This is a genomic window from Enterobacter cloacae complex sp. P14RS (assembly GCF_014895895.1).
Lineage (GTDB): Bacteria > Pseudomonadota > Gammaproteobacteria > Enterobacterales > Enterobacteriaceae > Enterobacter > Enterobacter bugandensis.
Genome location: NZ_JADBQM010000005.1, coordinates 46,808 through 69,813, shown reverse-complemented (window position 1 = coordinate 69,813; position 23,006 = coordinate 46,808). Strand labels below are relative to the sequence as shown.

Annotated in this window: 20 protein-coding genes and 2 tRNA genes; 12 read left to right on the top strand and 10 right to left on the bottom strand. The window is 59.1% G+C overall.

Annotated elements, in window-relative coordinates; translation table 11 throughout:
- The first annotated feature begins 101 nt into the window (after positions 1 to 101).
- The 3 genes from IM295_RS03995 (at position 102) to IM295_RS03985 (ending at position 3,779) form a co-directional block, all read left to right on the top strand.
- Entirely contained in the window at positions 102 to 1,400 is a 1,299-nt protein-coding gene (locus IM295_RS03995) for a serine hydrolase (protein ID WP_193066258.1), read from the top strand.
- Positions 1,401 to 1,680: 280 nt separating this feature from the next.
- On the top strand, positions 1,681 to 2,994 hold the full coding sequence (locus IM295_RS03990; RefSeq protein WP_193066257.1) for an MFS transporter: 1,314 nt from the start codon (positions 1,681 to 1,683) through the stop codon (positions 2,992 to 2,994).
- Positions 2,991 to 3,779 carry a substrate-binding domain-containing protein gene (locus IM295_RS03985; protein ID WP_193066256.1) on the top strand — a complete coding sequence of 263 codons (789 nt, stop codon included), beginning with the start codon at positions 2,991 to 2,993 and terminating at the stop codon, positions 3,777 to 3,779. The genes IM295_RS03990 and IM295_RS03985 overlap by 4 nt, the downstream gene beginning before the upstream one ends.
- On the opposite strand, the gene IM295_RS03980 is transcribed toward IM295_RS03985, so the two are convergent.
- From IM295_RS03980 to IM295_RS03970, 3 genes are all read right to left on the bottom strand, one after another.
- Positions 3,754 to 4,653, bottom strand: coding sequence for a LysR family transcriptional regulator (locus IM295_RS03980; RefSeq protein ID WP_192979423.1), 900 nt, complete (start codon positions 4,651 to 4,653; stop codon positions 3,754 to 3,756). The genes IM295_RS03985 and IM295_RS03980 overlap by 26 nt on opposite strands.
- Positions 4,654 to 4,743: 90 nt before the next feature.
- Positions 4,744 to 6,273 (bottom strand): cryptochrome/photolyase family protein, encoded by a 1,530-nt coding sequence (locus IM295_RS03975; protein ID WP_193066255.1) that lies wholly within the window; start codon positions 6,271 to 6,273, stop codon positions 4,744 to 4,746.
- The gene (locus IM295_RS03970) at positions 6,270 to 6,416 is read right to left on the bottom strand and encodes a DUF2256 domain-containing protein (protein WP_072001212.1); all 147 of its coding nucleotides are present in this window, start codon (positions 6,414 to 6,416) and stop codon (positions 6,270 to 6,272) included. The genes IM295_RS03975 and IM295_RS03970 overlap by 4 nt, the downstream gene beginning before the upstream one ends.
- Positions 6,417 to 6,605: 189 nt before the next feature.
- Between IM295_RS03970 and mtfA the strand changes: the two genes are divergently transcribed.
- On the top strand, positions 6,606 to 7,403 hold the full coding sequence (gene mtfA, locus IM295_RS03965) for a DgsA anti-repressor MtfA (RefSeq protein ID WP_045260370.1): 798 nt from the start codon (positions 6,606 to 6,608) through the stop codon (positions 7,401 to 7,403).
- On the opposite strand, the gene IM295_RS03960 is transcribed toward mtfA, so the two are convergent.
- Positions 7,400 to 8,611 carry an MFS transporter gene (locus IM295_RS03960; RefSeq protein WP_193066254.1) on the bottom strand — a complete coding sequence of 404 codons (1,212 nt, stop codon included), beginning with the start codon at positions 8,609 to 8,611 and terminating at the stop codon, positions 7,400 to 7,402. The genes mtfA and IM295_RS03960 overlap by 4 nt on opposite strands.
- A 138-nt stretch (positions 8,612 to 8,749) precedes the next feature.
- On the opposite strand from IM295_RS03960, the gene IM295_RS03955 reads away from it, so the two are divergent.
- The 6 genes from IM295_RS03955 (at position 8,750) to IM295_RS03930 (ending at position 16,956) form a co-directional block, all read left to right on the top strand.
- Positions 8,750 to 10,492 carry an IucA/IucC family siderophore biosynthesis protein gene (locus tag IM295_RS03955; protein ID WP_193066253.1) on the top strand — a complete coding sequence of 581 codons (1,743 nt, stop codon included), beginning with the start codon at positions 8,750 to 8,752 and terminating at the stop codon, positions 10,490 to 10,492.
- Positions 10,492 to 11,439, top strand: a complete 948-nt coding sequence (locus tag IM295_RS03950; RefSeq protein ID WP_028013731.1) for a GNAT family N-acetyltransferase — start codon at positions 10,492 to 10,494, stop codon at positions 11,437 to 11,439. Before IM295_RS03955 ends, IM295_RS03950 begins: the two co-directional genes overlap by 1 nt.
- Positions 11,436 to 13,178 (top strand): aerobactin synthase IucC, encoded by a 1,743-nt coding sequence (iucC, locus tag IM295_RS03945; RefSeq protein ID WP_367117861.1) that lies wholly within the window; start codon positions 11,436 to 11,438, stop codon positions 13,176 to 13,178. The genes IM295_RS03950 and iucC overlap by 4 nt, the downstream gene beginning before the upstream one ends.
- Positions 13,175 to 14,500 (top strand): lysine N(6)-hydroxylase/L-ornithine N(5)-oxygenase family protein, encoded by a 1,326-nt coding sequence (locus tag IM295_RS03940; RefSeq protein WP_193066252.1) that lies wholly within the window; start codon positions 13,175 to 13,177, stop codon positions 14,498 to 14,500. Before iucC ends, IM295_RS03940 begins: the two co-directional genes overlap by 4 nt.
- 26 nt (positions 14,501 to 14,526) lie before the next feature.
- Positions 14,527 to 16,716, top strand: coding sequence for a TonB-dependent siderophore receptor (locus IM295_RS03935; protein ID WP_028013734.1), 2,190 nt, complete (start codon positions 14,527 to 14,529; stop codon positions 16,714 to 16,716).
- Positions 16,717 to 16,880: 164 nt separating this feature from the next.
- Positions 16,881 to 16,956 (top strand) — tRNA-Asn (locus tag IM295_RS03930).
- 92 nt (positions 16,957 to 17,048) lie between these two features.
- Here the strand turns inward: IM295_RS03930 and IM295_RS23000 are convergent.
- The 3 genes from IM295_RS23000 to IM295_RS03920 all read right to left on the bottom strand — a co-directional run bounded on the left by IM295_RS23000 (position 17,049) and on the right by IM295_RS03920 (position 18,446).
- The gene (locus IM295_RS23000; RefSeq protein ID WP_226839592.1) at positions 17,049 to 17,609 is read right to left on the bottom strand and encodes a zinc-binding alcohol dehydrogenase family protein; all 561 of its coding nucleotides are present in this window, start codon (positions 17,607 to 17,609) and stop codon (positions 17,049 to 17,051) included.
- A 216-nt stretch (positions 17,610 to 17,825) separates the two neighbouring features.
- A complete protein-coding gene (locus IM295_RS22995) occupies positions 17,826 to 18,008 on the bottom strand; it encodes a hypothetical protein (protein ID WP_226859415.1) in 183 nt (60 codons plus the stop codon).
- A 48-nt stretch (positions 18,009 to 18,056) separates the two neighbouring features.
- Positions 18,057 to 18,446, bottom strand: coding sequence for a RidA family protein (locus IM295_RS03920; protein ID WP_041909204.1), 390 nt, complete (start codon positions 18,444 to 18,446; stop codon positions 18,057 to 18,059).
- A 141-nt stretch (positions 18,447 to 18,587) separates the two neighbouring features.
- On the opposite strand from IM295_RS03920, the gene IM295_RS03915 reads away from it, so the two are divergent.
- A complete protein-coding gene (locus IM295_RS03915; RefSeq protein WP_193066251.1) occupies positions 18,588 to 19,508 on the top strand; it encodes a LysR family transcriptional regulator in 921 nt (306 codons plus the stop codon).
- A gap of 49 nt (positions 19,509 to 19,557) precedes the next feature.
- Here IM295_RS03915 and cbl read toward each other — a convergent pair whose 3' ends face one another.
- Both cbl and nac read right to left on the bottom strand, forming a co-directional pair.
- Positions 19,558 to 20,508: an HTH-type transcriptional regulator Cbl gene (gene cbl / locus IM295_RS03910; protein WP_048998856.1), complete on the bottom strand. Its 951-nt coding sequence runs from the start codon at positions 20,506 to 20,508 to the stop codon at positions 19,558 to 19,560.
- 96 nt (positions 20,509 to 20,604) lie between these two features.
- On the bottom strand, positions 20,605 to 21,522 hold the full coding sequence (gene nac / locus IM295_RS03905) for a nitrogen assimilation transcriptional regulator NAC (protein WP_028013742.1): 918 nt from the start codon (positions 21,520 to 21,522) through the stop codon (positions 20,605 to 20,607).
- A 320-nt stretch (positions 21,523 to 21,842) separates the two neighbouring features.
- On the opposite strand from nac, the gene IM295_RS03900 reads away from it, so the two are divergent.
- Positions 21,843 to 21,918 (top strand) — tRNA-Asn (locus IM295_RS03900).
- A 145-nt stretch (positions 21,919 to 22,063) separates the two neighbouring features.
- Here IM295_RS03900 and ldtA read toward each other — a convergent pair.
- Complete coding sequence (ldtA, locus tag IM295_RS03895) at positions 22,064 to 22,960, bottom strand: L,D-transpeptidase (RefSeq protein WP_193066250.1); 897 nt, start codon at positions 22,958 to 22,960, stop codon at positions 22,064 to 22,066.
- Between the last annotated feature and the right edge of the window lie 46 nt (positions 22,961 to 23,006).

The following is a 23,006-nucleotide window of genomic DNA, read 5'->3' as shown; positions in this document are numbered from 1 at the left end:
GCTCCCTCTGTTTTATAGGGGGATTTTCCCCCACTACGCGTTTTTTATTATAGCCCCGGGGTTTTTAAACTGAAGCCGTTCTTAACCTGAAAGAGACGGATATGAAAAACAGAAAAGTAAACCATGCCCTGCTGGCGGGCCTTGTCTTCAGCGCCCTGCTCTCCCCTGCGGCAGTGGCCGCCTGCAAAGGCACCGACCTTAGCGCCTGCCCTGCCCCCTTTGACGCCGCGCTGCCGGACACCCATAAGATGCTCACCTGGAGTCAGGCCGACCGCGTGGTGGGCTTTCGCAATGACTACCGCAACTACGCCGGGGATGTTTTCCGCCACGGTAGCGCCGTGGCGCTGGAAATGTCGGATAAGCCGCTCACTGACGCCTGGTATCAGGTCAACGGCAGGCGCTACGGCCTTCAGGAGTACCTTAAACGCCAGAACGTCAGCGGCATGCTGGTGCTGAAGGACAGCAAAATCGCCTGGAAGTACCTTGAAGAGGGCAACACCGACTCCACGCTCTGGACCTCGCGCTCGGTTGGGAAATCGGTGGTATCGGCGCTGGTGGGCGTGGCCCTCAAAGAGGGAAAAATTCACTCGCTCGACGACCTGGTCACGCGGTATGAACCCGACCTGAAAGGCACCGCGTGGGACGGCGTGACGCTTAAGCAGCTTATCACCCATACCTCCGGCGTGGCGTGGAACGAGGATTACACCAACCCTAAATCCGACTTCGCGCAGCTCACCGAGTGCGAGGCGAAGCCGGGTACCTATGACTGCGTGCGCAAGCTGGTGAAGGGGTTACGCAGGGCGCACCCGGCCGGAGAGACCTGGTCTTACTCTTCGGGCGGCGCCTGGCTGCTGGGTGACGTGCTGGAGCGGGCCACCGGCATGACGCTGGCGGCCTATCTGGAGAAAAGCATCTGGCAGCCTTACGGCATGGCGAGCGACGGCGTGTGGCATGCCTACAGCAAAGGCCAGCACGACGTTGGCGCGCACGGCTTTAACGCTACGCTGGAGGACTGGGGGCGCTTCGGGCAATTTATCCTGAGCAACGGTACGCTGCCGAACGGTAAGACCATTCTGCCGGAAAACTGGATCCGGCAGACGTCAGACTGGACGAAGGCCAAAGGCTCGGTCTCAGACGCCCATCCCGAGGGGCTGTACGGCTATCAGTGGTGGAACAACGAAGTGCCCGCCAACGCCACGGGCGTAGAGCCGACGGCCCAGGATTCGCTGAAAGGTTCACTCTGGGCGCTGGGTATTTTCGGGCAGATGATTATGGTGAACCCGAAGGAAAATCTGGTCATCGTCCAGTGGTCTACCTGGCCGCAGGCGGAACCGTCCTTCAGCGCCCAGCCGCTGGAAGCCTCTCTGATGTTTAGCGCGATTGCCAGGGCGCTGCGCTAAATGGCCTCCGCCGGGTAACGACGCGGTTACCCGGCTCATTCTAAAACGCGCCTCTGCGCTACATCACAAAATCGCAATATCAGAGACTTACAGAATGTTGGTGAATAAAAAGCCAATATTTTGTTAAGTTATTGTTGCCATTAATTGTATTTATTCGCCGGATTATATTCATGCAAGAAATGCATCAGTCGATGCGGCATTTGCGCTTATCTAATTCCTCATCCTGATCCAGTTTTCAGAAACAGACGCGTAAAACGTCAACAATAAACTGGAGATAACCATGTTTTCCTCAACCTCACCTGCAACCGTACGCTCTAAGGCGGGCGCGATACTTCGCGTGACGTCCGGCAACTTTCTTGAACAATTCGATTTCTTTCTTTTCGGCTTCTACGCCACCTACATCGCCCACACATTCTTCCCGGCGAGCAGTGAATTTGCGTCGCTGATGATGACCTTCGCGGTCTTCGGCGCGGGCTTCTTGATGCGTCCAGTCGGGGCCATTGTGCTGGGGGCTTACATTGACAAGGTCGGTCGCCGCAAAGGGCTGATCGTGACGCTTTCCATCATGGCGGCAGGCACCTTCCTGATCGTGCTGATCCCGTCCTATCAAAGCATCGGGCTTTGGGCACCGTTGCTGGTACTGACGGGCCGTCTGCTGCAGGGCTTTTCCGCCGGTGCGGAGCTTGGAGGCGTCTCGGTCTATCTCGCTGAAATCGCCACGCCGGGCCGCAAAGGGTTCTATACCAGCTGGCAGTCCGGCAGTCAGCAGGTTGCCATTATGGTCGCCGCGGCGATGGGCTTTGCCCTGAACGCGCTGATGGAAGAGAGCGCCATTCGTGAATGGGGCTGGCGCATCCCGTTCCTGTTCGGCTGTTTAATCGTGCCGTTTATCTTTTTCCTGCGCCGCAAGCTGGAGGAGACGGAAGAGTTCAGCGCGCGCCGCCATCATCTGGAGATGCGTCAGGTCTTTAAAACGCTGCTTGGCAACTGGCAGGTGGTGGTCGCGGGCATGCTGATGGTGGCGATGACCACCACCGCGTTCTACCTGATCACCGTCTACGCGCCAACCTTCGGCAAAAAAGTGCTGATGCTGAGCGCCTCGGACAGCCTGCTGGTCACGCTGCTGGTAGCGATCTCTAACTTCATCTGGCTGCCGGTGGGCGGCGCGCTGTCGGACCGCTTCGGGCGTAAACCGGTGCTGATTGTCATGACCCTGCTGGCGCTGGCCAGCAGCTACCCGGCCCTGACGCTGCTGGCTGATGCGCCAAGCTTCTCCATGATGCTGAGCGTCCTGCTGTGGCTCTCCTTCCTGTACGGGCTGTATAACGGGGCGATGATCCCGGCGCTGACGGAAATTATGCCCGCTGAAGTCCGCGTGGCGGGCTTCTCGCTGGCTTACAGCCTCGCAACGGCGATCTTCGGCGGCTTTACCCCGGTGATGTCCACCGCGCTGATTGAATACACCGGTGACAAAGCCTCGCCGGGCTACTGGATGAGCTTCGCCGCGGTGTGTGCCCTGCTGGCAACCCTCTACCTCTACCGTCGTCGCGCGGTTTCGGTGCAAAACACCGTTAAGTCGCAGGAGGCCGCATGACTCGCACTTCTCGTTATACCGTTACCGCGCTGATGCTGACGTTCCTGAGCGCCAATGTCTGCGCTCAGGAGGTGAAAGTGATGATTTCAGGCGGTTTCAAAGCCGCCCTTGAAAAGCTGGCACCGGAATATGAACGCCAGACCGGCGATACCATCGTGATTATTCCCGGTCCGTCAATGGGCGCTACGCCGCAGGCGATCCCAAACCGGCTCGCGCGCGGCGAGAAAGCCGACGTGGTGATTATGGTGGGCGATGCGCTGGCGAAGCTCGAAAAAACCAGCCAGACCCAGCCGGGTTCTCGAACGGAACTTGCGGACTCCCCCGTCGGAATGGTGGTGAAAAAAGGGGCGGATGTCCCTGATATCAGCAGCGAGGCGACGCTACGTAACGCGCTGCTTCAGGCCAGCTCCATCGCCTATTCAGACAGCGCCAGCGGCAGGTATGTCAGCCAGACGTTGTTCAAGAAACTAGGGATTGAAAAGGAGGCGGCGGCTAAAGCAACGATGGTCGAACGCATTCCGGTTGCTTCGGAAGTGGCAAAAGGGAAATACGCCGTGGGCTTCCAGCAGGTGAGCGAGCTGCTGCCGGTTCAGGGCGTCACTTTTATCGGTAAAATCCCGGATAATCTGCAGTACATCACGCGCTTCGCAGGCGCGGTCACCCGTCACGCTGAACATCCTGACGAGGGGAAAGCGCTGCTGACCTATCTCGCCTCACCGCCCTCACGCGCCGTCATCGAGAAGACGGGGATGATCCCCGTTACGTCCGGCGATACCGCTCGGTGATCTCTTTTTCCAGTTCAGCCGCGATATAAGACTGGATGCGCCCCCGGCGCCGGATAAGCCCAACGGTGCGTTTCACTTCCGGCGCCACCAGCGGCAGATGCGTCAGCGGCGTGTGCTCTGAGGTCGGCATTGACATGGCGGGAACGGCGGCAATGCCGATCCCCGCCTCTACCATACCGAGCATCGTGGTGACGTGGCGCGTTTCGCAGACGCTGGGGCGCTCGGGAATGATATCCCCCAGCATCCGATCCAGCAGGTTGCGGTTCCCCGACGTTTTATCGAGGGAGATATAGTCCTGCTGGTAAAACGCCTGCCAGGTCAGGTGGCTCTTCTTCGCCAGCGGGTGGTCCTTTCTGCACGCCACAACGTAGACATCCTCCACCAGCGGGAAAAATTCAATTTCAGACGGCAAGTTTCCCGCAAAGCAGATGCCAAAATCCGCCTGGCTTCGGGCAACGGCGTCAATCACATTCCCCGCGCTGCTGTCGATGAGCTTAATGCGAACGCGCGGAAAGCGGGACTGAAAGCGACGGATCACATCAGGCATAAAGTAACAGGCGGCGGAAGGTACCGCGGCGACCGTAATCAGCCCCGTCCGCTCTTCACTGGCCTTATCGACATCCGCCAGCATTGATTCTACGTTGTCGAGCAGCTGTGCTGAGCGTTCAGCAAAGTTTTGCCCGTATAACGTCAGGGCGACGCGGCGGGTGGTTCGGTCAAACAGCCTGGTTCCCAGCGCGGCTTCCAGCTTTTCGATCCTGCGGCTTAGCGCCGACTGGGATATGCAGATTGATTCAGCGGCGACACGGAAGTTACCGTATTCCACTAACGCCCTGAAGGCATAGAGATCGTTAAGGTCGAAATTCACGGGCATAGCGTCTGGATGTCCTGTCAGGGAAAGCAACAAAGTCAAAAATAATAGCGTCTTATTGACCTTCCGCAACCGGCGCGGTGTTGAAATAGGTCAGAGGTTGTTGAGATTGAGGCGAATGCGCCCGGCCTGGTCAGCAATCGCCTGCAGTTCCTCTTCCTTCATATCCGCAAGCTGTTTATAGACAATGCCCAGGCGGGGATTGTTACCGAGGCGCGCCCGGTTGCGCGCAAAGAAATCCCAGTAGAGGGCATTGAACGGGCACGCCAGCTCTCCGGTGCGCTGGTTGTGCTGGTACCGACATCCCTGACAGTAATTACTCATCTTATGAATGTAGGATGCGCTTGAGACATAGGGCTTACTGGCCAGTAACCCGCCATCGCCAAACTGGCTCATGCCGAGAGTATTGGGCAGCTCCACCCATTCAAACGCATCAATATAGACCCCCAGATACCACTCATGAACCGCCTGGGGCGACAGGCCGCTGAGCAGACTAAAGTTCCCGATCACCATCAGGCGCTGGATATGGTGGGCGTAAGCCTCGGTAAGCGATTGCCCAACGGCATGCGCCAGGCAGCGCATCTGCGTTTTGCCCGTCCAGAACCAGTCCGGCAGCGGGGCGTGCTGCTCCAGGGCATTCAGCTCGCGATAGCCCGGCATTTGCGACCAGTAGATCCCGCGCACGTACTCCCGCCAGCCGAGAATTTGTCGGATAAACCCTTCAACGGCAGGCAGCGGCGCGTGGCCAGAACGCCATGCCTGCTGGGCGGCGGCCACCACTTCCCGGGGATTAAGCATTTTGGTATTCAGCGCAAAAGAAATTAACGAATGAAAAAGAAAAGGTTCCTCCGCGTGCATCGCATCCTGCCAGTTTCCAAACTGCGGGAGCACGTGAGAAATAAACGCATCCAGACTGGCTTTGGCTTCCGAACGGTTGAGCGGCCAGCGAAAATTGTCGGCCTGCGGTTCGCCGAAGGTCTTTACGCCGCAGCGTTGGATCTCTGCCCACAAGGCTGAACGATCGTGGCGGGGGCGCGAGTCACCCGGTGCGGGCGGCTCGCCGGACCAGCGCCTGCGGTTTTCAGCATCATAATTCCATTTCCCCCCTTCCGGCTCGCCTTCAGAGGTCAAGAGAATCCCGTGCCGACGGCGCATTTCTCGATAAAAGTATTCCATTCGCCAGCTTTTACGCGACGCAAAAAACGCGCTTACCGCGTCCCGGGGGGTCAAAAAATGCTCGCTGCTGACGCAGGCTGTTTCAACGGACGCTGTTTTCGCCCACGCTTGCAGCTGCGCATCAAGACGCCATTCGTCGGGCTCCTGCCATAATACCCTGTCGGCGCTGTAATGCGTAACAAGCGCGTTGAGATTGTCTTCCAGCGCGCCGCGGTTTGAACCGTCAGAGAGCCGGACATACCTCACCCGATGCCCCTTCTCTTTCAACGCTGAGGCAAACGCGCGCATGGCGGCGAAGATAGCGATAACCTTCTGGGCATGATGCAGCACGTATGCGGTTTCCGCCCGCAGCTCCAGCATCACGTAAATGACGTTCGGACTGCAGGTATCAAACCAGCTGTGATGCGGATTAAGCTGATCGCCCAGGATCAGGCGCAGCTCGGTCAACGGTGGCTCCTGCGGCAACGCTCGGAACAGTATTTGACCTCATCCCAGCATTTCGCCCATTTTTTGCGCCACGTCATCGGCCGCTGGCAGTGCACACACAGCCGACTGGGCAGGTCCTGCTTGTTGCCTTTGAAATCGCTCATCTTTTCAATACCGTACTGATTTATTCACCCCACCTGCGGATAAAGGCTACGACAGACGTCACAAAATGAAGGTGATGCCTGCAAAGCGCTACCCACCGCTACGTACGAAATGATAGTTTATTCGGGCTGTAAGTGTTGCAATGATAACGTTCCCCTTTGTGTTCAAGTGACGAGTTTGCGAGCAAAGCGATGATTAAGTGGCCCTGGAAAACGAATGAGGCTGGCCGGGATATGGCGCTGCCGTGGGATGACGCGCTGGCGATCCCTGTTCTGGCGAATCTTAAGCCGGATGAACAATCGAAACTGGTTCAGATGGCGGATCGTTTTTTGCAGCAAAAACGCCTGGTGCCGCTGCAGGGGTTCGAGCTTGATCCGCTGAAAAACGCCCGCATCGCCCTGCTTTTCTGCCTGCCGGTGCTGGAGCTCGGCATTGAGTGGCTGGATGGTTTTCATGAAGTGCTGATTTATCCTGCACCGTTCGTCGTCGATGACGAGTGGGAGGATGATATCGGGCTGGTACACAACCAGCGGGTGGTGCAGTCCGGACAAAGCTGGCAGCAGGGGCCAATTATCCTCAACTGGCTCGACATTCAGGACTCGTTCGACGCCTCGGGCTTTAATCTGATTATTCACGAGGTGGCGCATAAGCTTGATACCCGCAACGGCGATCGCGCCAGCGGCGTGCCTTTTATTCCGCTACGTGAAGTCGCAGGATGGGAGCACGACCTGCATGCGGCAATGGATAACATCCAGGATGAGATAGACCTGGTGGGCGAAAGCGCGGCCAGCATTGATGCCTATGCGGCAACTGACCCCGCCGAGTGCTTTGCAGTGCTCTCGGAGTACTTCTTCAGCGCCCCCGAACTCTTCGCGCCCCGTTTCCCGGCGCTGTGGCAGCGTTTCAGCCAGTTTTATCAGCAGGATCCGCTCCAGCGCCTGCGGCAAAATGAAGGCGCTGGCGGCCCTTCATCCCACCACGTCCATTAATTTTTTTCGACAGGGGTACGCTCGGTTAACCGTACCCCGATGCTCAGCGCTAAAAACAGCGCCGCCACGCCAAAGGCCGCCGTCGTTAAATACTGTTCGCCGAAAAAGCGCGTCACAACGGGCACCAGCAGCGCGCTGACGCCATAGCCCAGCGTGTGGCTGGTCGCAATAGCGCCCGCCCCCTTCCCCGTGGTCAGGCGATCGTTCAGCAGCAGCTGATAGCCCGGCGTTGCCATTGCCGCGCCGAGCGAAGTGATAACAATCCCCACATAGAACAGCGCCAGTTCGGCGATACACATTAGCGCCAGCCCAGCCACCATCAGCACCGCCGCCATGCAAAGCAGGATCAGCGGGCTGAAATGCTGCGGACGAACCACCAGGAACTGCGCCGCGAGCGTAGCCAGCGCGGCCAGGCTCAGCAGGAGCGCAACATGATGGCTGATATCCCGGGCGTTGCCGTCCAGCAAGGGGCTGAGGTGCGGTGACAGGCCGAGCTGCATCAGGCTCACCAGCGCCGCCAGCAGCATCGCCAGCAGCAGGAACGGCAGCATGGTCATCTGCAGACGGGTCGCCTGGTGTGCCACCGGCGGCAGCGGCGGATCCGCCACTTCGCGCAGCACCAGCAGCAGAGCGATTAACGGCGCGATCGCCATCAGCCAGAGCGGCGCGACCGGGTTAACGCTGAGCATCAGCGCCGCCAGCGGAGGCCCCAGCAGGCGGCCGCAGCTGAGGCCGGAACTGATGGTTGCCAGCGCCGCCATGCGTTTATCCAGGCCCGCACGCTGAATGGCCCACGTCTGCGCGGCAGGCACCATGCCCGACACCGTCAGGCCATATAGCAGACGCGAGAGGATCAGCCCCGCCAGCCCCCAGGTGCTTTCCAGCCTCCCTGCCGCCATCGCCCAGACCACCAGCGCCATGACGCCAAAGCTGGCGAGATAGCCGCTGAGGGAGGCCACCATAACGACCTTACAGCCGCGGCGCTCGCTCTGGCGTCCCCACCAGGGGGACGCGGGTAAAAAAAGCATGGAGCCGAACATCAGCAGCCCGGCCCAGACCGAGAGTGAAAGTCCGGTCAGGGTCACCAGCTGCGGAAGCATGACCAGCAAACCGTTTTGCCCGATGCCCAGCAGGCCCGCGCAGAGTGCCAGGGGCCAGTTGGCTTTGGTGGTGATGTCTTCGGTCAACGTTTCAGAATCAGCGTGCATGAGAATGTGAACATAGTGTCAATAAATATGTGGAAATTATGAAGTTAATGAAAACAAATATTGCAAAAATAGTTGCCACTGTAAACAGAATGAATATCATAACGAGAATTATTATCAGTCATGGAATGAGGTACATCTATGCGTGCTCTGCCCCGCTCTGCCGGTACAGACGTTGCAGCCCAGTGTTTTTTAAACGCCCTGTTACGCGAAACGAAGGACTGGCGCTATCTCCCTGCAGCCGCAGCGGATGAGTTAGCGCACATTCATATTCCACTCTCTTCCTCCCAGGCCCTTCGGGTTCCGGTACGCTATTTCTCCCCAACCCAGCATCATCAGTACCGTTTCCCGGCAACGCTTATTCAGAGCGATAGCGACAGAGGTGACGCCGTCACTTTCACTCAACTGATTGATTTAATTCTTGAAAAACCCTCAGTTAAAGGCTCACTGGATGCCGATACGCTGACGCGTTTTAAACAGCGCGCGCTGGAAAGCCATACCCATACCTGGCAGGCGATTGATTTGCGCCACGGCTGGGCAACGCTGCGCGACAAGCCGCTGACGTTTGCCGAAGCGGAACAGGCGCTGCTGGTGGGCCACGCGTTTCACCCTGCGCCAAAATCCCACGAGCCGTTCAACGAAACCGAGGCGCGCCGGTATCTGCCGGATTTCGGCTCCCGCTTCCCGCTGCGCTGGTTTGCCGTTGAGAGCACGCTCGTTGCCGGCGACAGCCTGAACGTCTCCCTGCGCGAGCGTCTGCTGCGCTTCGCCGCCCAGAGCGCGCCCGATCTGCTCGGCCACTTCACCGACACCCGCTGGCTGCTGCCGATGCATCCGTGGCAGGCCGACTATCTGCTGGAGCAGGACTGGTGTCAGCGTCTGGCGGCAAACGGTTCATTACAGGATCTGGGTGAAGCGGGCGCACAGTGGCTGCCCACCAGCTCCTCACGCTCGTTGTACAGCGAAACCAACAGCGACATGATTAAATTCTCCCTCAGCGTGCGCCTGACCAACTCCGTGCGCACGCTGTCGGTCAAAGAGGTTAAGCGCGGTATGCGCCTGGCGCGGCTGGCGAAAACAGAACGCTGGCAAAATTTACAGGCCCGCTACCCGACCATGCGCGTGATGCAGGAAGACGGCTGGGCGGGACTGCGTGATGAAAACGGCGTCGTTCAGGAAGAGAGCCTGATGGCCCTGCGCGTTAACCTGCTGTTCGATACGCCAGACACCCAGACCAACGTGCTGGTCAGCCTGACGCAGGCCGCGCCTGACGGCGGCGACAGCCTGCTGGCCGCAGCGGTACGCCGTCTTAGCCAGCGTCTGGATTTACCGCTCGCCCAGGCCGCCCGCTGCTGGCTGGACGCCTACTGCGACCGCGTGTTGCTTCCGCTGTTCAGCGCCGAGGCGGACTACGGTCTGGTGCTGCTGGCACACCAGCAAAATATCCTCGTTGAGATGCAGCAGGATTTCCCCGTCGGGCTGATCTACCGCGACTGCCAGGGCAGCGCCTGGACCGAAGGGGCCGACGCGTGGCTGAAAGAGGCGGGCGAAACCGACGTGGAAAACCGCTTCGGTGAAAGCCAGCTGCTGCGCTACTTCCCTTATTACCTGCTGCTGAACTCCACCCTTGCGGTCACCGCCGCTCTCGCCGCCGCCGGTTTCGACAGCGAAGAGCACCTGATGTCCCGCGTGCGTGACGCGCTGGCCGGGCTGCGCACGACGGCGAAGCAGACCCGCTGCCTCGACTACGTGCTCGACAGCCCGACCTGGAACTGCAAAGGCAACTTCTTCTGCTACCTGCACGATCGCAATGAGAACACCATCGTCGATCCGGCGGTGATCTATTTCGACTTTAGCAACCCGTTTTACAAGGAGAAGGCGTGATGGCCATCGCGAATATCGTCCATTCCGGCTACGGCTTTCGCTGCACCGCAACGGAACAAAACCTGCCGCTGACGCTGGGTCTTGACGGCAGCGCGGTGCTGGAGCGCCTGACCGGGATCCCGGCCGGCTGGCTGGTGGAAGCCCTCGATCAGCTGTTTGTTGCCGCGCCGGCCCTGACCGGCATTACCCTGCCGTGGGCGGACTGGCAGGATGAACCCCAGGCGCAGGCGCTGTTTAGCCAGGCCCACGGGGATTATCTGGCGCGAGAAACCTTCTGGCAGCTGCCGCTGTGGCTGCAAGGCGAACGTCCGCAGGCAAGCGGCGGGATGCAGTTTGATGAGAGCCGCCAGCTGTACTTCCCGCTGCGTCCTCGTCGCCCGCAGGGCGAGGTCTATCGCCGTTACGATCCGCAAATCAAGCGCACTTTGAGCTTCCGCGTGGCGGACGTGGCGCTGGACGGCGAACGTTTCACTCAATGGATGAATAACCCGCGCGTGAACGCCTTCTGGGAGATGGCGGGCCCGCAGGCCGAGCAGGAAAACTATCTGCGCCGTCAGCTTGACTCGACCTACTGCTACCCGGTTATCGGCTGCTTCGACGACCAGCCGTTTGGCTATTTTGAACTCTACTGGGCGGCAGAAGACCGCATTGGCCGCCACTACCGCTGGCAGCCGTTTGACCGCGGGCTGCACATGCTGGTGGGCGAAGAAAACTGGCGCGGCGCGCAGTATATCCGCAGCTGGCTGCGCGGCCTGAGCCACTATCTGTATCTCGATGAACCGCGCACCGCGCGCATCGTGGCCGAGCCGCGCTTCGACAACCAGCGCCTGTTCCGCCATCTGGCCTCCGCCGGTTTCGACACGGTGAAAGAGTTCGACTTCCCGCACAAGCGCTCGCGCCTCATCATGAGCCAGCGTCACCGCTTCTTCAGCGAGGTGGGCCTGTGAACGCGCTCTGGCAGAAAGTGAACCGCGAGATGGTGGCGAAGATCCTCGCGGAGCTGGAATACGAACGCACCCTGCGCGCTGAGCCGGTTTCATCGGACGGCTGGCGCATCGCCATGGGCAACGAGTCCTGGCAGTTTCGCGCCGCGCGCGGGATCTGGGGCTGGCTGCATATCGATCCGGACAGCCTGACCACCGCCAGCGGCGCCGCCGTGGAAGCGGAAAGCGCGCTGCTGCAGCTGGCGACGGTGCTGGAGATGAGCGACGCGCAAACGGCGGAGCACATGGAAGATCTCTACGCCACGCTGCGCGGCGACATGCAGCTGCTGCAGGCGCGTGAAGCGCTGGACGCGGACGCGCTGATCCACCTCGACCCGGACGAATTACAGTGTCTGATGAGCGGCCACCCGAAGTTTATTTTCAACAAAGGCCGCCGCGGCTGGGGTCTGGACGCGCTGCGCCAGTACGCGCCGGAATACCGCGGGCGCTTCCGCCTGCACTGGGTCGCCGTTCAGCGTGAACATCTGGTCTGGAGCAGCGACGCCGATTGCGACATTCACGCTCTGCTGGCCAGCACCATGGACGATGCCGAGCGCGCCCGGTTTGACGCTCGCTGGCAGGCGCTGGGTCTCGACGACGGCTGGCTGCCCGTGCCGCTGCACCCGTGGCAGTGGCAGCAAAAAATTGCCATTCATTTTCTTGCGCAGCTGGCGCGCGGTGAAATGGTTGAGCTGGGCGAGTTTGGCGATGAGTACCTGGCCCAGCAGTCCCTGCGCACGCTCACCAACGCCAGCCGCCGCGCGCCGTATGACATCAAGCTGCCGCTGACCATCTACAACACCTCCTGCTATCGCGGCATTCCGGGCAAGTACATTGCCGCCGGGCCTCTGGCTTCGCGCTGGCTGCAGCAGCAGTTCGCCGCTGACGCCACGCTTGCCCGCTCTGGCGCGCAGGTGCTGGGCGAACCCGCCGCCGGGTATCTGTCGCATCCGGGCTACGCGGCGCTGCCGAAAGCGCCCTACCGCTATCAGGAGATGCTGGGCGTGATCTGGCGCGAGAACCCATCCTGCTATTTACAGGACGGCGAACAGGCGGTGCTGATGGCGGCGCTAATGGAAACCGACAACGCCGGGCGTCCGCTGATCGACGCGTGGATCACGCGCTCGGGGTTAACCGCCGAAGCGTGGCTGGAAAAGCTGTTTGAGGCAACGGTGATCCCGTTCTACCACCTGCTCTGCCGCTACGGCGTGGCGCTGATTGCCCACGGCCAGAACGTGACGCTGGTGATGAAGGACTACGTCCCGCAGCGGATCCTGCTGAAGGATTTCCAGGGCGATATGCGCCTGGTGGACGAGGATTTCCCGCAGGCGCAGAGCCTGCCGGAGCAGGTAAAAGCGGTGACGGCGCGCCTGAGCGCGGATTACATCATCCACGACCTGCAAACCGGCAACTTTGTGACGGTGCTGCGCTTTATTTCACGCCTCACGCTGCAAAGTGGCGTGAGCGAAAACCGCTTCTATCAGATCCTCGCCGGGGTGCTGCACCGCTATATGGCCGCGCATCCGGAGCTTGCGGAGCGCTTTGCGAAATTCGATCTGTTTAAGCCGCAGATTATTCGCGTGATCCTTAACCCGGTCAAACTGACCTTCTCCGAACACGACGGCGGCAGCCGCATGCTGCCGAACTACGTCACCGATCTTGATAACCCTCTTTTTCTGGCCTCCCGGGAGTCCGCGCAATGAAAACCTATGATTTCATCGGCATTGGTATTGGCCCGTTTAACCTCAGCGTCGCCGCCCTCGCAGAAGGTCTGGACGGCTTTAGCTCGCTGTTCCTTGAGCGTAAACCGCACTTCTCGTGGCACCCGGGCATGATGGTGCCGGACTGCCACATGCAGACCAGCTTCCTGAAGGATCTGGTCAGCGCCGTGGAGCCGACCAACCGCCACAGCTTTCTGAACTACCTGGTGCAGCGCAAAAAGTTCTACCGCTTCCTGACCACCGAGCAGCGCACGGTTTCCCGCGAAGAGTTTGCGGACTACCTGTGCTGGGCGGCGGACAACCTCACCAATCTCGCCTTCAGCCAGCAGGTGCAGCAGGTGAGCTTTGATGAGAAAAACGGCCTGTTTGAGGTGGTGACCCAGCGCGACCGCTTCCTGGCGCGCCACGTCTGCGTGGGGATTGGCAAACAGATCAACCTGCCTGACTGCGTCACGGCGCAGGACGATACCTGCTTCCACGCCAGCGAGATGATGCTGCGCACGCCGGACCTCGCCGGCAAGCGCGTCACCGTCGTCGGCGGCGGCCAGAGCGGTGCCGACCTGTTCCTGAATATTTTCCGCGGCGAGTGGGGCCAGCCGCTGAACCTGAACTGGGTCTCGCGCCGCAATAACTACAACGCGCTGGATGAAGCCGCCTTTGCTAACGAGTATTTCACGCCGGAGTATGTGGACAGCTTCTCCACGCTCGGTGAAGAGGCGCGTCGTCAGATGCTGCACGAGCAGAAGATGACCTCCGACGGCATCACCACCGAGTCCCTGCTGGCGATTTACCGCGCCATGTACCACCGCTTCGAAGTGCTGCGTGAAAAACCCTGGGCGCACCTGATGCCGTCCCGTTCGGTGACGGCCCTGACGCGTCAGGAAACCGGACATCGCCTGAGCATTCAGCATCACCTCGACGGCGGCCATGAGCAGCTGGAGAGCGACGTGGTGATTTTCGCCACCGGCTACCGCGCCGTGCAGCCCGCGTTCCTCGCGCCGCTGTCTCACCGCCTGCATCTTGATGCGGACGAAGCGTTCTGCATTAACAACGATTTCACCCTCGAATGGGACGGTCCGCAGAGCAACCGCCTGTTCGCCGTGAACGCCGGGATGCACCGTCTCGGCATTGCCGAACCCCAGCTCAGCCTGATGGCCTGGCGCGCGGCGCGAATTCTGAATCGCGCACATGCCGACGAGCCGTTTGAACTGGCCAGCACCCCTGGCGTTATCCACTGGCGGAGCACCACCAGCCCGGAGAGCAGCCAGGTTTTTAAATCGTTAGCAAAAACCACTGAGTACTGACACACACAATCAGGATCAACATAACAATGAAACGTTCTCATCTTTGGGTTTTAAATCCTTGCTTGCTTGCAATGCTTTCTACCTCTGCGTGGGCGGAAGAACAAAAGGAAGAAAATATCGTGGTCTCTGCCAGCCGCGCGCACCGCAGCGTGGCCGAGATGGCGCAGACCACCTGGGTCATTGAACGCTCTGAGATCGAGCAGCAGGTTCAGGGCGGGAAAGAGATTAAAGAGGTGCTGGCGCAGCTGATCCCGGGTATGGACGTCAGCAGCCAGGGGCGTACCAACTACGGCATGAACCTGCGCGGCCGCTCCATGATGGTGATGGTGGACGGCGTGCGCCTGAACTCGTCCCGCAGCGACAGCCGCCAGCTCGACTCCATCGACCCGTTCAACATTGACCGCATCGAAGTCATCTCCGGCGCCACGTCACTCTACGGCGGCGGAAGCACCGGCGGCCTGGTGAACATCGTCACCAAAAAGGGCCAGCCGGAGACCGAAGTTGAGTTCCAGACCGGAGCAAAAAGCGGGTTTAACAGCCACAACGACCACGATGAGAACGTGTCGGCTGCGGTCAGCGGCGGCAACGACAACGCCTCCGGTCGTCTGTCGGTGTCGTATCAGCGCTACGGCGGCTGGTATGACGGCAACGGCGATGAGGTGATCATCGATAACACCCAGACCGGCCTCCAGTATTCCGACCGTATTGATGTGATGGGAACAGGCACCCTCAACATCGACGATCACCAGCAGCTGCAGCTCACTACCCAGTACTACAAGAGCGAATCCGACGGCAAGCATGGGCTGTATCTCGGGAAGAACTTCTCGGCGGTAACGGGCGATGCCACCGCGTACAACAAGGATAATCTCGACTCTGACCGCGTGCCGGGCACCGAGCGCCATCTGATTAACCTGCAGTACTCCAATACTGATTTCTGGGGCCAGGATCTGGTCGCGCAGATTTACTACCGTGACGAGAGCCTGACCTACTACCCGTTCCCGACCCTGACCAAAGGCGTGGTGAGCAGCATCGGCGCGTCGCAGCAGAAAACCGATTTTTACGGCGGCAAGCTGACGCTGAACAGCAAGCCGGTGGACGATTTGACGCTGACCTGGGGTGTTGATGCCGACCACGAAACGTTCGATGCCAACCAGCAGTTCTTTGACCTGAGCAAAGCGGCGGCGAGCGGCGGCATGGAGCTGGACAACGCCTACAACGTGGGCCGTTATCCGGGCTACAGCATCACCAACCTCGCTCCGTTCCTGCAGGCGAGCTATGACATTGACGCCATCACCCTGAGCGGCGGCGTGCGCTACCAGTACACCGAAAACAAGGTGGATGATTTTGTTGGCTACGCCCAGCAGCAAGCCATCGCCACCGGGAAAGCCACCTCCGCCGACGCGGTGCCGGGCGGGAAAACCGATTACAACAACTTCCTGTTTAACGCCGGGATCCTCGGTCGTCTGACCGAACAGCAGCAGCTGTGGTTTAACTTCTCCCAGGGCTTTGAAATTCCTGACCTGGCGAAGTACTACGGCTCCGGCACCTACCAACTCAGCAACGGCCACTATCGCCTGCTGAACAGCGTAAACGTCAACGACTCAACGCTGGACGGCATCAAGGTCAACGCCTACGAGCTGGGCTGGCGCTTCACCGGTGACAACCTGCGCACGCAGGTCGCGGCGTATTACTCGCTCTCGGATAAAACCATCACCATCAACAAGACGGATATGACCATCAACCTGGAAGACGACAAGCGTCGTATCTACGGGATTGAAGGCCAGGTGGACTATTTCTTCACCGACAGCGACTGGAGCACCGGCGCGAACTTTAACGCCATCAAGTCTGAAACCCGCGAAAACGGGAAGTGGGAGAAGCTGACGGTCGACAGCGCCAGCCCGTCGAAAGCCAGCGCATGGGTCAACTGGGCGCCGGGCGACTGGACCCTGCGCGTGCAGAGCACGCAGACCTTTGACGTGTCTGACGCTGACGGCAAGAAGATCGATGGCTATAACACGGTCGATTTCCTGGGCAGCTACGCCCTGCCGGTGGGGAAAGTCAGCTTCAGCGTGGAAAACCTGCTGGACAAAGACTACACCACCGCCTGGGGCCAGCGCGCGCCGGGGCTGTATAGCCCAACCTACGGTGCACCGGGCCTGTACACCTACAAAGGCCGTGGACGTACCTTTGGTCTGAACTACTCCGTACTGTTCTGATCCTGCGCGCCGCCTGCGGGCGGCGCATTTTGCTGTGTAATTTCGAAGCAAATTTACTATAAAATCAGCGATTTGCTGAAATAGTCGGCAAACGAACAAAAAGCGCGTTTTCACCCTTTGACAAGGCGTACCGAGGTCGATAATATGCGCCTCGTTCACACGATTCCTCTGTAGTTCAGTCGGTAGAACGGCGGACTGTTAATCCGTATGTCACTGGTTCGAGTCCAGTCAGAGGAGCCAAATTTAAAAAGCCTGCTTTTGAAGCAGGCTTTTTGCTTTTCATTTTCCCCTCCGCATCGGGAGAATTTCTGAGCCAGGTTGAGGTCCCCCCATCATGGCTTCATAACAATACGGCCAAGCGGTTTCGCTGTCTCAGCGTATTCATGGGCCGCGGCGGCGTTAGCCAGGGGGAAGATGCGGTCAATGACAACCCTGATGCGCCCTGCCGCTACAGCCTGCAGCATCTCGTCCACGCTTGCCCGAACCTCGGGCCTTTCAAAAAGGGGGCCCATGAATACTCCCATGAGCGTCTGGTTAGACTGCATTGCCGGCCATAAATCGGCTGTCAGGCTGCCACCGCCCGCATTACCGACGAAAACAAGACGCCCTTCCGGCGCGAGTGCAGAAAGCGATGCAGGCAACGTCGTCCCTACCGGATCGATGACGAGGTTAACACCGGTGCCGCGAGTGACCTGTCGGACACTCTCCACGACGTTATTCTCTACACGATCCACAACATGATCGGCCCCCAGTTCCAGCAACCGGTTTTTTCGCTGCGTTCCGCTTGCCACGGCGATGACCGTCGCGCCAGCTTGTGAGGCAAGCTGAACGGCCGCGAGCCCCACGCCACCCGCTGCTGCCTGAATCAGAACGGTTTCTCCGTGCCGGAGCATGCCTCGTGTGAAGAGGCAGTGATATGCGGTTCCAAAGGAGATCGGTACCACCGCCGCTTCTGCTGCATCCACTCCGTCTGGTATAAGCCAGGTTCGTTCCGCAGGCACAGCCCAACGTTCCGCATGCGATCCCTGCATGCTAAAAGCAGTCACTCTGTCTCCAACCTTGCGGCTACAAACTTTCGACCCGACGGCAACCACCGTCCCCGCGGCCGCTTAGCCAACGATCCATGAAGGAAAAGGCGGCGGTGTTGAACGTCGGTTGATCAGATCTCCCCCTTCAATCGAGATAGCCTCGACAGAAATCAGCACATCGTCAGGCCCTGCGACCGGATCCGGAACATCGACATATTGCAGGACGCCGGGAGCGCCTTCCACGTCATAAACCGCTGCCTTCATAAATTTTCCTCTGTCTTGCCTTTTGACCGTCGGAAAGATCCGTAACGCTCAGGGTAGCCTGGCAATCACCTTTATCTCAAACTGGAATCCGTACAGCCACGTCACGCCGATCCCGGTCAGCGTCGGATAAGGTGCTTCCCCCCAGTATTCCGGCAGGACACTCCAGATAGCGTCGAGATTTGACTCGGGATCGACAACAAAAAGGGTAACGTCAACCACGTCATCGAACGTGCAGCCCGCAGCCGTGAGAACAGCATTAAGGTTATCAAACGCCAGACGGATCTGCGCTTTTATATCCTCTTCAGGCGAACCATCTTCCCGGCTACCCACCTGCCCCGAAACAAACAAGAAGCCATTAGATTTGATGGCCGGTGAATAGCGATTGCGCTCATAGAGCGCCTGGCGCCCGAAGGGAAAAACGGCTTCGCGTGTTGTCATATTTGTACCTTTGTAATGGGGCGAACTCTGCCCGGTGAACCTAAAGAGACTTTACAGCTGCTGAAGCAGAGGGATAAACAGGCGACTTTGTCCATCATTGTTTGTAATATCCAAACAATCGGTGAAAAGAGAGGACATGGGATGGATCGTTTTGATGCGATGCGCGCCTTTGCTCGCGTGGTGGAGGCAGGCAGCTTCACAAAGGCTGCCCAAACGCTCCATATGAGCAAAACCACGGTGACGCAGCTTATTCAGCAGCTGGAAGCGCGCCTGCGCGTCAAGCTGCTCCATCGCACCACCCGCAGGCTCGGCGTCACTCCCGATGGCGCGGTCTACTACGAGCGCGTCATCCGCCTGCTGGCGGACATGGAAGATGCAGAAAACAGCCTGTCCAGTGCGGCGATGACGCCCAGGGGACGGCTAAGGGTGGATGTGCCCACTCCTCTCGCCCGCCTTGTGCTGGTGCCCGCGCTACCGGCTTTTCACGCGCGCTACCCTGATATCCAGTTCGACATGGGCGTAAGTGACCGGGTGGTGGATCTGATTGGCGACAACGTGGATTGCGTCCTGCGGGGTGGCGAAATCAACGACCAGTCCCTGATCGCACGCCATGTCGGCGATTTGCAAATCGGTGTTTACGTTGCACCGAGTTATGTGGAACGCCTTGGCGCCCCCGCGCATCCGCGAGAGCTGGAAAACACGGACCATCGCATCGTGGGATTCTTGTCCTCACGCACCGGTAAGATTGATCCTCTGGTGCTGCACGGTGAGAGTGAACGTATTGAAATTACGGGCAGCTATGTGCTTGCAGTGGATGATGGCAATGCTTACCTCGAAGCTGGACTAGCGGGATTGGGCGTGATTGCGCTGCCGGTCTATATGGCGGCAGCACATCAGGCTCGCGGTGCCTTGATTCCGCTATTTGAACGCTGGCGTATTGCTCCAATGCCCCTGTACCTGGCATTCCCGCCTAACCGCCACGTCAACGCTAAACTGCGCGTTTTTATTGACTGGATCGTTGAGTTGATGCAGCAGCATGTCCCCACAACTTACAATAAGTGACGACATCCCTGCCCCCCTGATTCGGCAGCGCTACCTGGCAAGCCCGAACCTAAATCTGATAATCAATCGCCACTTCTTCCGGCTCCATTACCTGACGTTTGATCTCGTCCACCGACAGCCCGGCATTGCACAGCTCGATAAAGCGCCACACATAGTTGCGCTGCAGTTGCCCGCGCTTAAGGCCCAGCCATACGGTATTGGCGTCAAACAGATGCCGCGTATCCAGGCGCACCAGGTTCCCGTCCTCGCGTTCGCCGCTGGACTGTTCCGCCACCAGGCCAATGCCCAGCCCCAGCTCGACGTAGGTTTTGATCACGTCAGAGTCCTGCGCGCTCAGCACGATGTCCGGCGTTAATCCTTTACGGTTGAAGGCCTCATCAATGCGCGAGCGTCCGGTTATGCCCTGGCGATACGTAATCAGCGGCCATTTCGCGATCGCTTCCAGCGTCAGCGGTGAAACCTGATTCAACGGATGATCGAGCGGGAGTAACAGGCTGTGGTACCAGCGGAACCAGGGAAAGGCCACCAGCAGCGGGTCGTTGCTCAGGCGCTCGCTGGCGATGCCGATATCCGCCCCACCGTTTTGCAGCAGCACTTCAATTTCCTGCGGCGTGCCCTGGATAAGCTCCAGACGGACATCAGGGAAAAGTTCGCGGAAGGCTTTGATCACCGGCGGCAGGCTGTAGCGCGCCTGGGTGTGGGTGGTGGCGATGGTGAGCACGCCCGAGGCATCGTTGGTGAAGAGATCCGCCAGGCGACGCACGTTGCTGGCCTCGTTGAGGATCCGCTCCGCGATGGTGAGCAATGCTTTACCCGGCTCCGTCATGCCGAGCAGGCGCTTGCCGCGACGTATAAAGATCTCTATGCCCAGCTCCTCTTCCAGCTCGCGGATATGGCGGCTGACGCCGGACTGAGAGGTATAAAGCATATTGGCGACCTCGGTCAGGTTGTAGTCCCGCCTGGCCGCCTCACGGATAATTTTAAGTTGCTGGAAATTCACGATTCACTCCGGCGCATCTGACATAGCTCTATTGTTAGAGTCAGCCGAGCTGCAGAACAAATAATAAAAACCAGCATCTTATGCTTTTCTGGAATATCAGCTTACGAGCTGGAGCTCACGGTTCTCAAGCGACGGCTTGCTGACCAGCGACATTAAAATCTCTTTTACCGCCTGCGCCTGCGGCGAAAGCGAGCCGCGAGCGGACATGTTCAGCGACAGCGGCAGGCTCATCGAAGGCGTGGTGATCCGCGCCATCCAGCCGTTTGCCGCACCGCACAGCGAGCGCGCGGCGGATTCCGGCAGTACGGTGACGCCCATTCCGCTGGCAATGGCCGCGGTCAGCGTGGAGATTGAGTCGATTTCGCCGATGATTTTGGCCGTCAGACGGCGCAGGGAGAACGCTTCGTCCACACGCACGCGCACGGCGCTGTAGTCGCGCGGCAGATAGAGGTTCATCTCTGCCACGGCGGTAAGATCTACGCTCTGGCCAGGACAGTCGCGGGTGCCCACGAGGTAGAGATCTTCCTTGAGCAGCGGCTGGCTGGTGATCCCGGCAACCGGGGAGCGATCGTAAAGGACCGCCATGTCCAGTTGGCCGTTGAGCAGCTTGTCATTCAGTACAGAGCCACTGTTTTCATGCAGATAGACCAGCACTTCCGGCAGCTCGGCACGCACGGCCTGCAGAAGCGGCATGGTGATAGAGGACGCCGCCGTTCCCGGCGCCAGCCCGATAGAAACGTGCCCGCTAAGGGTCTGGCCCACGTTGTTCACCGCAAGCTGCGCCTGTTCACACTGACGCAGGATAGTGCGGGCGTGGGTATACAGGATCTTGCCTGCTTCCGTTGGCGTGACGCCGCGTTTGGTGCGGATCAGTAACTGCTGATCCATCTCGCCTTCCAGAGTAGCCACCTGCTGGCTCAGCGCAGGCTGCGCGATGTGCAGCACTTCTGCCGCTTGAGTCAGGCTGCCGATATCGACGATTTTTACGAAGTATTTCAGTCGTCTTAAGTTCATTTTGCCCCCTGTTCGAAATGCATTGCCGGAACCGGCTGTCGTTGTTGAACAGGTTTTGCAATATGAATGCCACTTTTACCGTGCGGTCTGAATTGTTCGCTAACCGCCTGAAAATAAGGAAACCTAATCATGGAGGGGTGATTTATTACTGAAACAGCAGTTTACGATCTGCCCCATTAGAGGTATATCCGCACCATTACGGTGCATTCCGCTGTCAAAAACATCATTTTGCCGATTTTGTCAGCAAACGATCAAAAGGCGTTGATCCACCCTTTGACAAGGCGAACGCAGGTCGATAATATGCGCCCCGTTCACACGATTCCTCTGTAGTTCAGTCGGTAGAACGGCGGACTGTTAATCCGTATGTCACTGGTTCGAGTCCAGTCAGAGGAGCCAAATTTGAAAAGCCTGCTTTTAAAGCAGGCTTTTTGCTTTTCTGCGCAAGGTAAATGCAAAACGGCAACTGGGTTGCCGTTTTTAGTGTGTTCCCCCTCTCCCGTGGAAGAGGGTTGGGGTGAGGGCACCAGCCCGCACTATGCCCTTACATGCCGATTTTAACCGGCATCCCCGACCGCCGTTCCAGTTCAGCGCCCGCCCCCTCGTTTATCAACTGTGTCTGCTGTGCGGCGGAGATGGGCAGAGGCACTTTCCGGCTCGATTCAAATTCCGCCCGGTTACGTGACAGCGGTTCATGAACCTCCACCCACCGGCTGCCGTCCGGCTCCGTGGTCACCTTAACGGGCCGATCGATAAGCTGCACGCGGGTGCCCACGGGGACATTATCGAAAAGATATTTAATGTCGTTGTTACGCAGACGAATACAACCCTGGCTCACCCGCAGCCCAATGCCGAAATTGGAGTTTGTGCCGTGTATGGCATATAGCCTGCCGATATATATCGCATACAACCCCATCGGGTTATCCGGCCCGGCGGGCACGAAGGCGGGCAGCATTTTCCCCTCTGCCGCATAGGCACGGCGCGTGTTCGGCGTCGGAGACCAGGTTGGTCCCTCCTGCTTGCGCTCAACCGCCGTCACCCAGTTACGCGGAGTCTCCCGCCCGGCCTGACCGATGCCGATGGGCAACACTTCCACCGTATTGCTGCCCGGCGGGTAATAGTAGAGACGCATTTCCGCCACGTTAACGACAATCCCCTCGCGCACGGTGTCGGGCAAAATCAGCTGCTGAGGAATGACCAGCCGGGTGCCGGATTTGGGCAAAAAAGGATCCACGCCCGGGTTCGCTTCCAGCATATTGCTGAGCCCCAGCCCGTGCTGTGCAGCAAAGGCCTCAAGCGGTAACGTATTGCGCTCGGGAACGGTGATGGTAATCGGGGTTCCCACCAGCCGACTGCCTTCCGGCGGCAGGGTATAGGTTACGGCAAACGCACTGGGAACAGCGGCACACAGCGTAAGGACGAACCAGGTAAGTCGCATCATAATTTCCTGTGCTCACAAAAGAGAAAGCCTGGACTCAGGCAGGCTT

Excerpts from the sequence above, each read along its gene's own strand:
- IM295_RS03950 (WP_028013731.1), top strand. The coding sequence starts at position 10,492 with ATGGCCATCGCGAATATCGTCCATTCCGGCTACGGCTTTCGCTGCACC.
- IM295_RS03995 (WP_193066258.1), top strand. The coding sequence starts at position 102 with ATGAAAAACAGAAAAGTAAACCATGCCCTGCTGGCGGGCCTTGTCTTC.
- IM295_RS03990 (WP_193066257.1), top strand. The coding sequence starts at position 1,681 with ATGTTTTCCTCAACCTCACCTGCAACCGTACGCTCTAAGGCGGGCGCG.
- IM295_RS03955 (WP_193066253.1), top strand. The coding sequence starts at position 8,750 with ATGCGTGCTCTGCCCCGCTCTGCCGGTACAGACGTTGCAGCCCAGTGT.
- IM295_RS03915 (WP_193066251.1), top strand. The coding sequence starts at position 18,588 with ATGGATCGTTTTGATGCGATGCGCGCCTTTGCTCGCGTGGTGGAGGCA.
- IM295_RS03970 (WP_072001212.1), bottom strand. The coding sequence starts at position 6,416 with ATGAGCGATTTCAAAGGCAACAAGCAGGACCTGCCCAGTCGGCTGTGT.
- IM295_RS03935 (WP_028013734.1), top strand. The coding sequence starts at position 14,527 with ATGAAACGTTCTCATCTTTGGGTTTTAAATCCTTGCTTGCTTGCAATG.
- mtfA (WP_045260370.1), top strand. The coding sequence starts at position 6,606 with ATGATTAAGTGGCCCTGGAAAACGAATGAGGCTGGCCGGGATATGGCG.
- IM295_RS23000 (WP_226839592.1), bottom strand. The coding sequence starts at position 17,609 with ATGCTCCGGCACGGAGAAACCGTTCTGATTCAGGCAGCAGCGGGTGGC.
- ldtA (WP_193066250.1), bottom strand. The coding sequence starts at position 22,960 with ATGATGCGACTTACCTGGTTCGTCCTTACGCTGTGTGCCGCTGTTCCC.
- IM295_RS03960 (WP_193066254.1), bottom strand. The coding sequence starts at position 8,611 with ATGCACGCTGATTCTGAAACGTTGACCGAAGACATCACCACCAAAGCC.
- IM295_RS03980 (WP_192979423.1), bottom strand. The coding sequence starts at position 4,653 with ATGCCCGTGAATTTCGACCTTAACGATCTCTATGCCTTCAGGGCGTTA.
- IM295_RS22995 (WP_226859415.1), bottom strand. The coding sequence starts at position 18,008 with ATGAAGGCAGCGGTTTATGACGTGGAAGGCGCTCCCGGCGTCCTGCAA.
- IM295_RS03940 (WP_193066252.1), top strand. The coding sequence starts at position 13,175 with ATGAAAACCTATGATTTCATCGGCATTGGTATTGGCCCGTTTAACCTC.
- nac (WP_028013742.1), bottom strand. The coding sequence starts at position 21,522 with ATGAACTTAAGACGACTGAAATACTTCGTAAAAATCGTCGATATCGGC.
- IM295_RS03985 (WP_193066256.1), top strand. The coding sequence starts at position 2,991 with ATGACTCGCACTTCTCGTTATACCGTTACCGCGCTGATGCTGACGTTC.
- IM295_RS03920 (WP_041909204.1), bottom strand. The coding sequence starts at position 18,446 with ATGACAACACGCGAAGCCGTTTTTCCCTTCGGGCGCCAGGCGCTCTAT.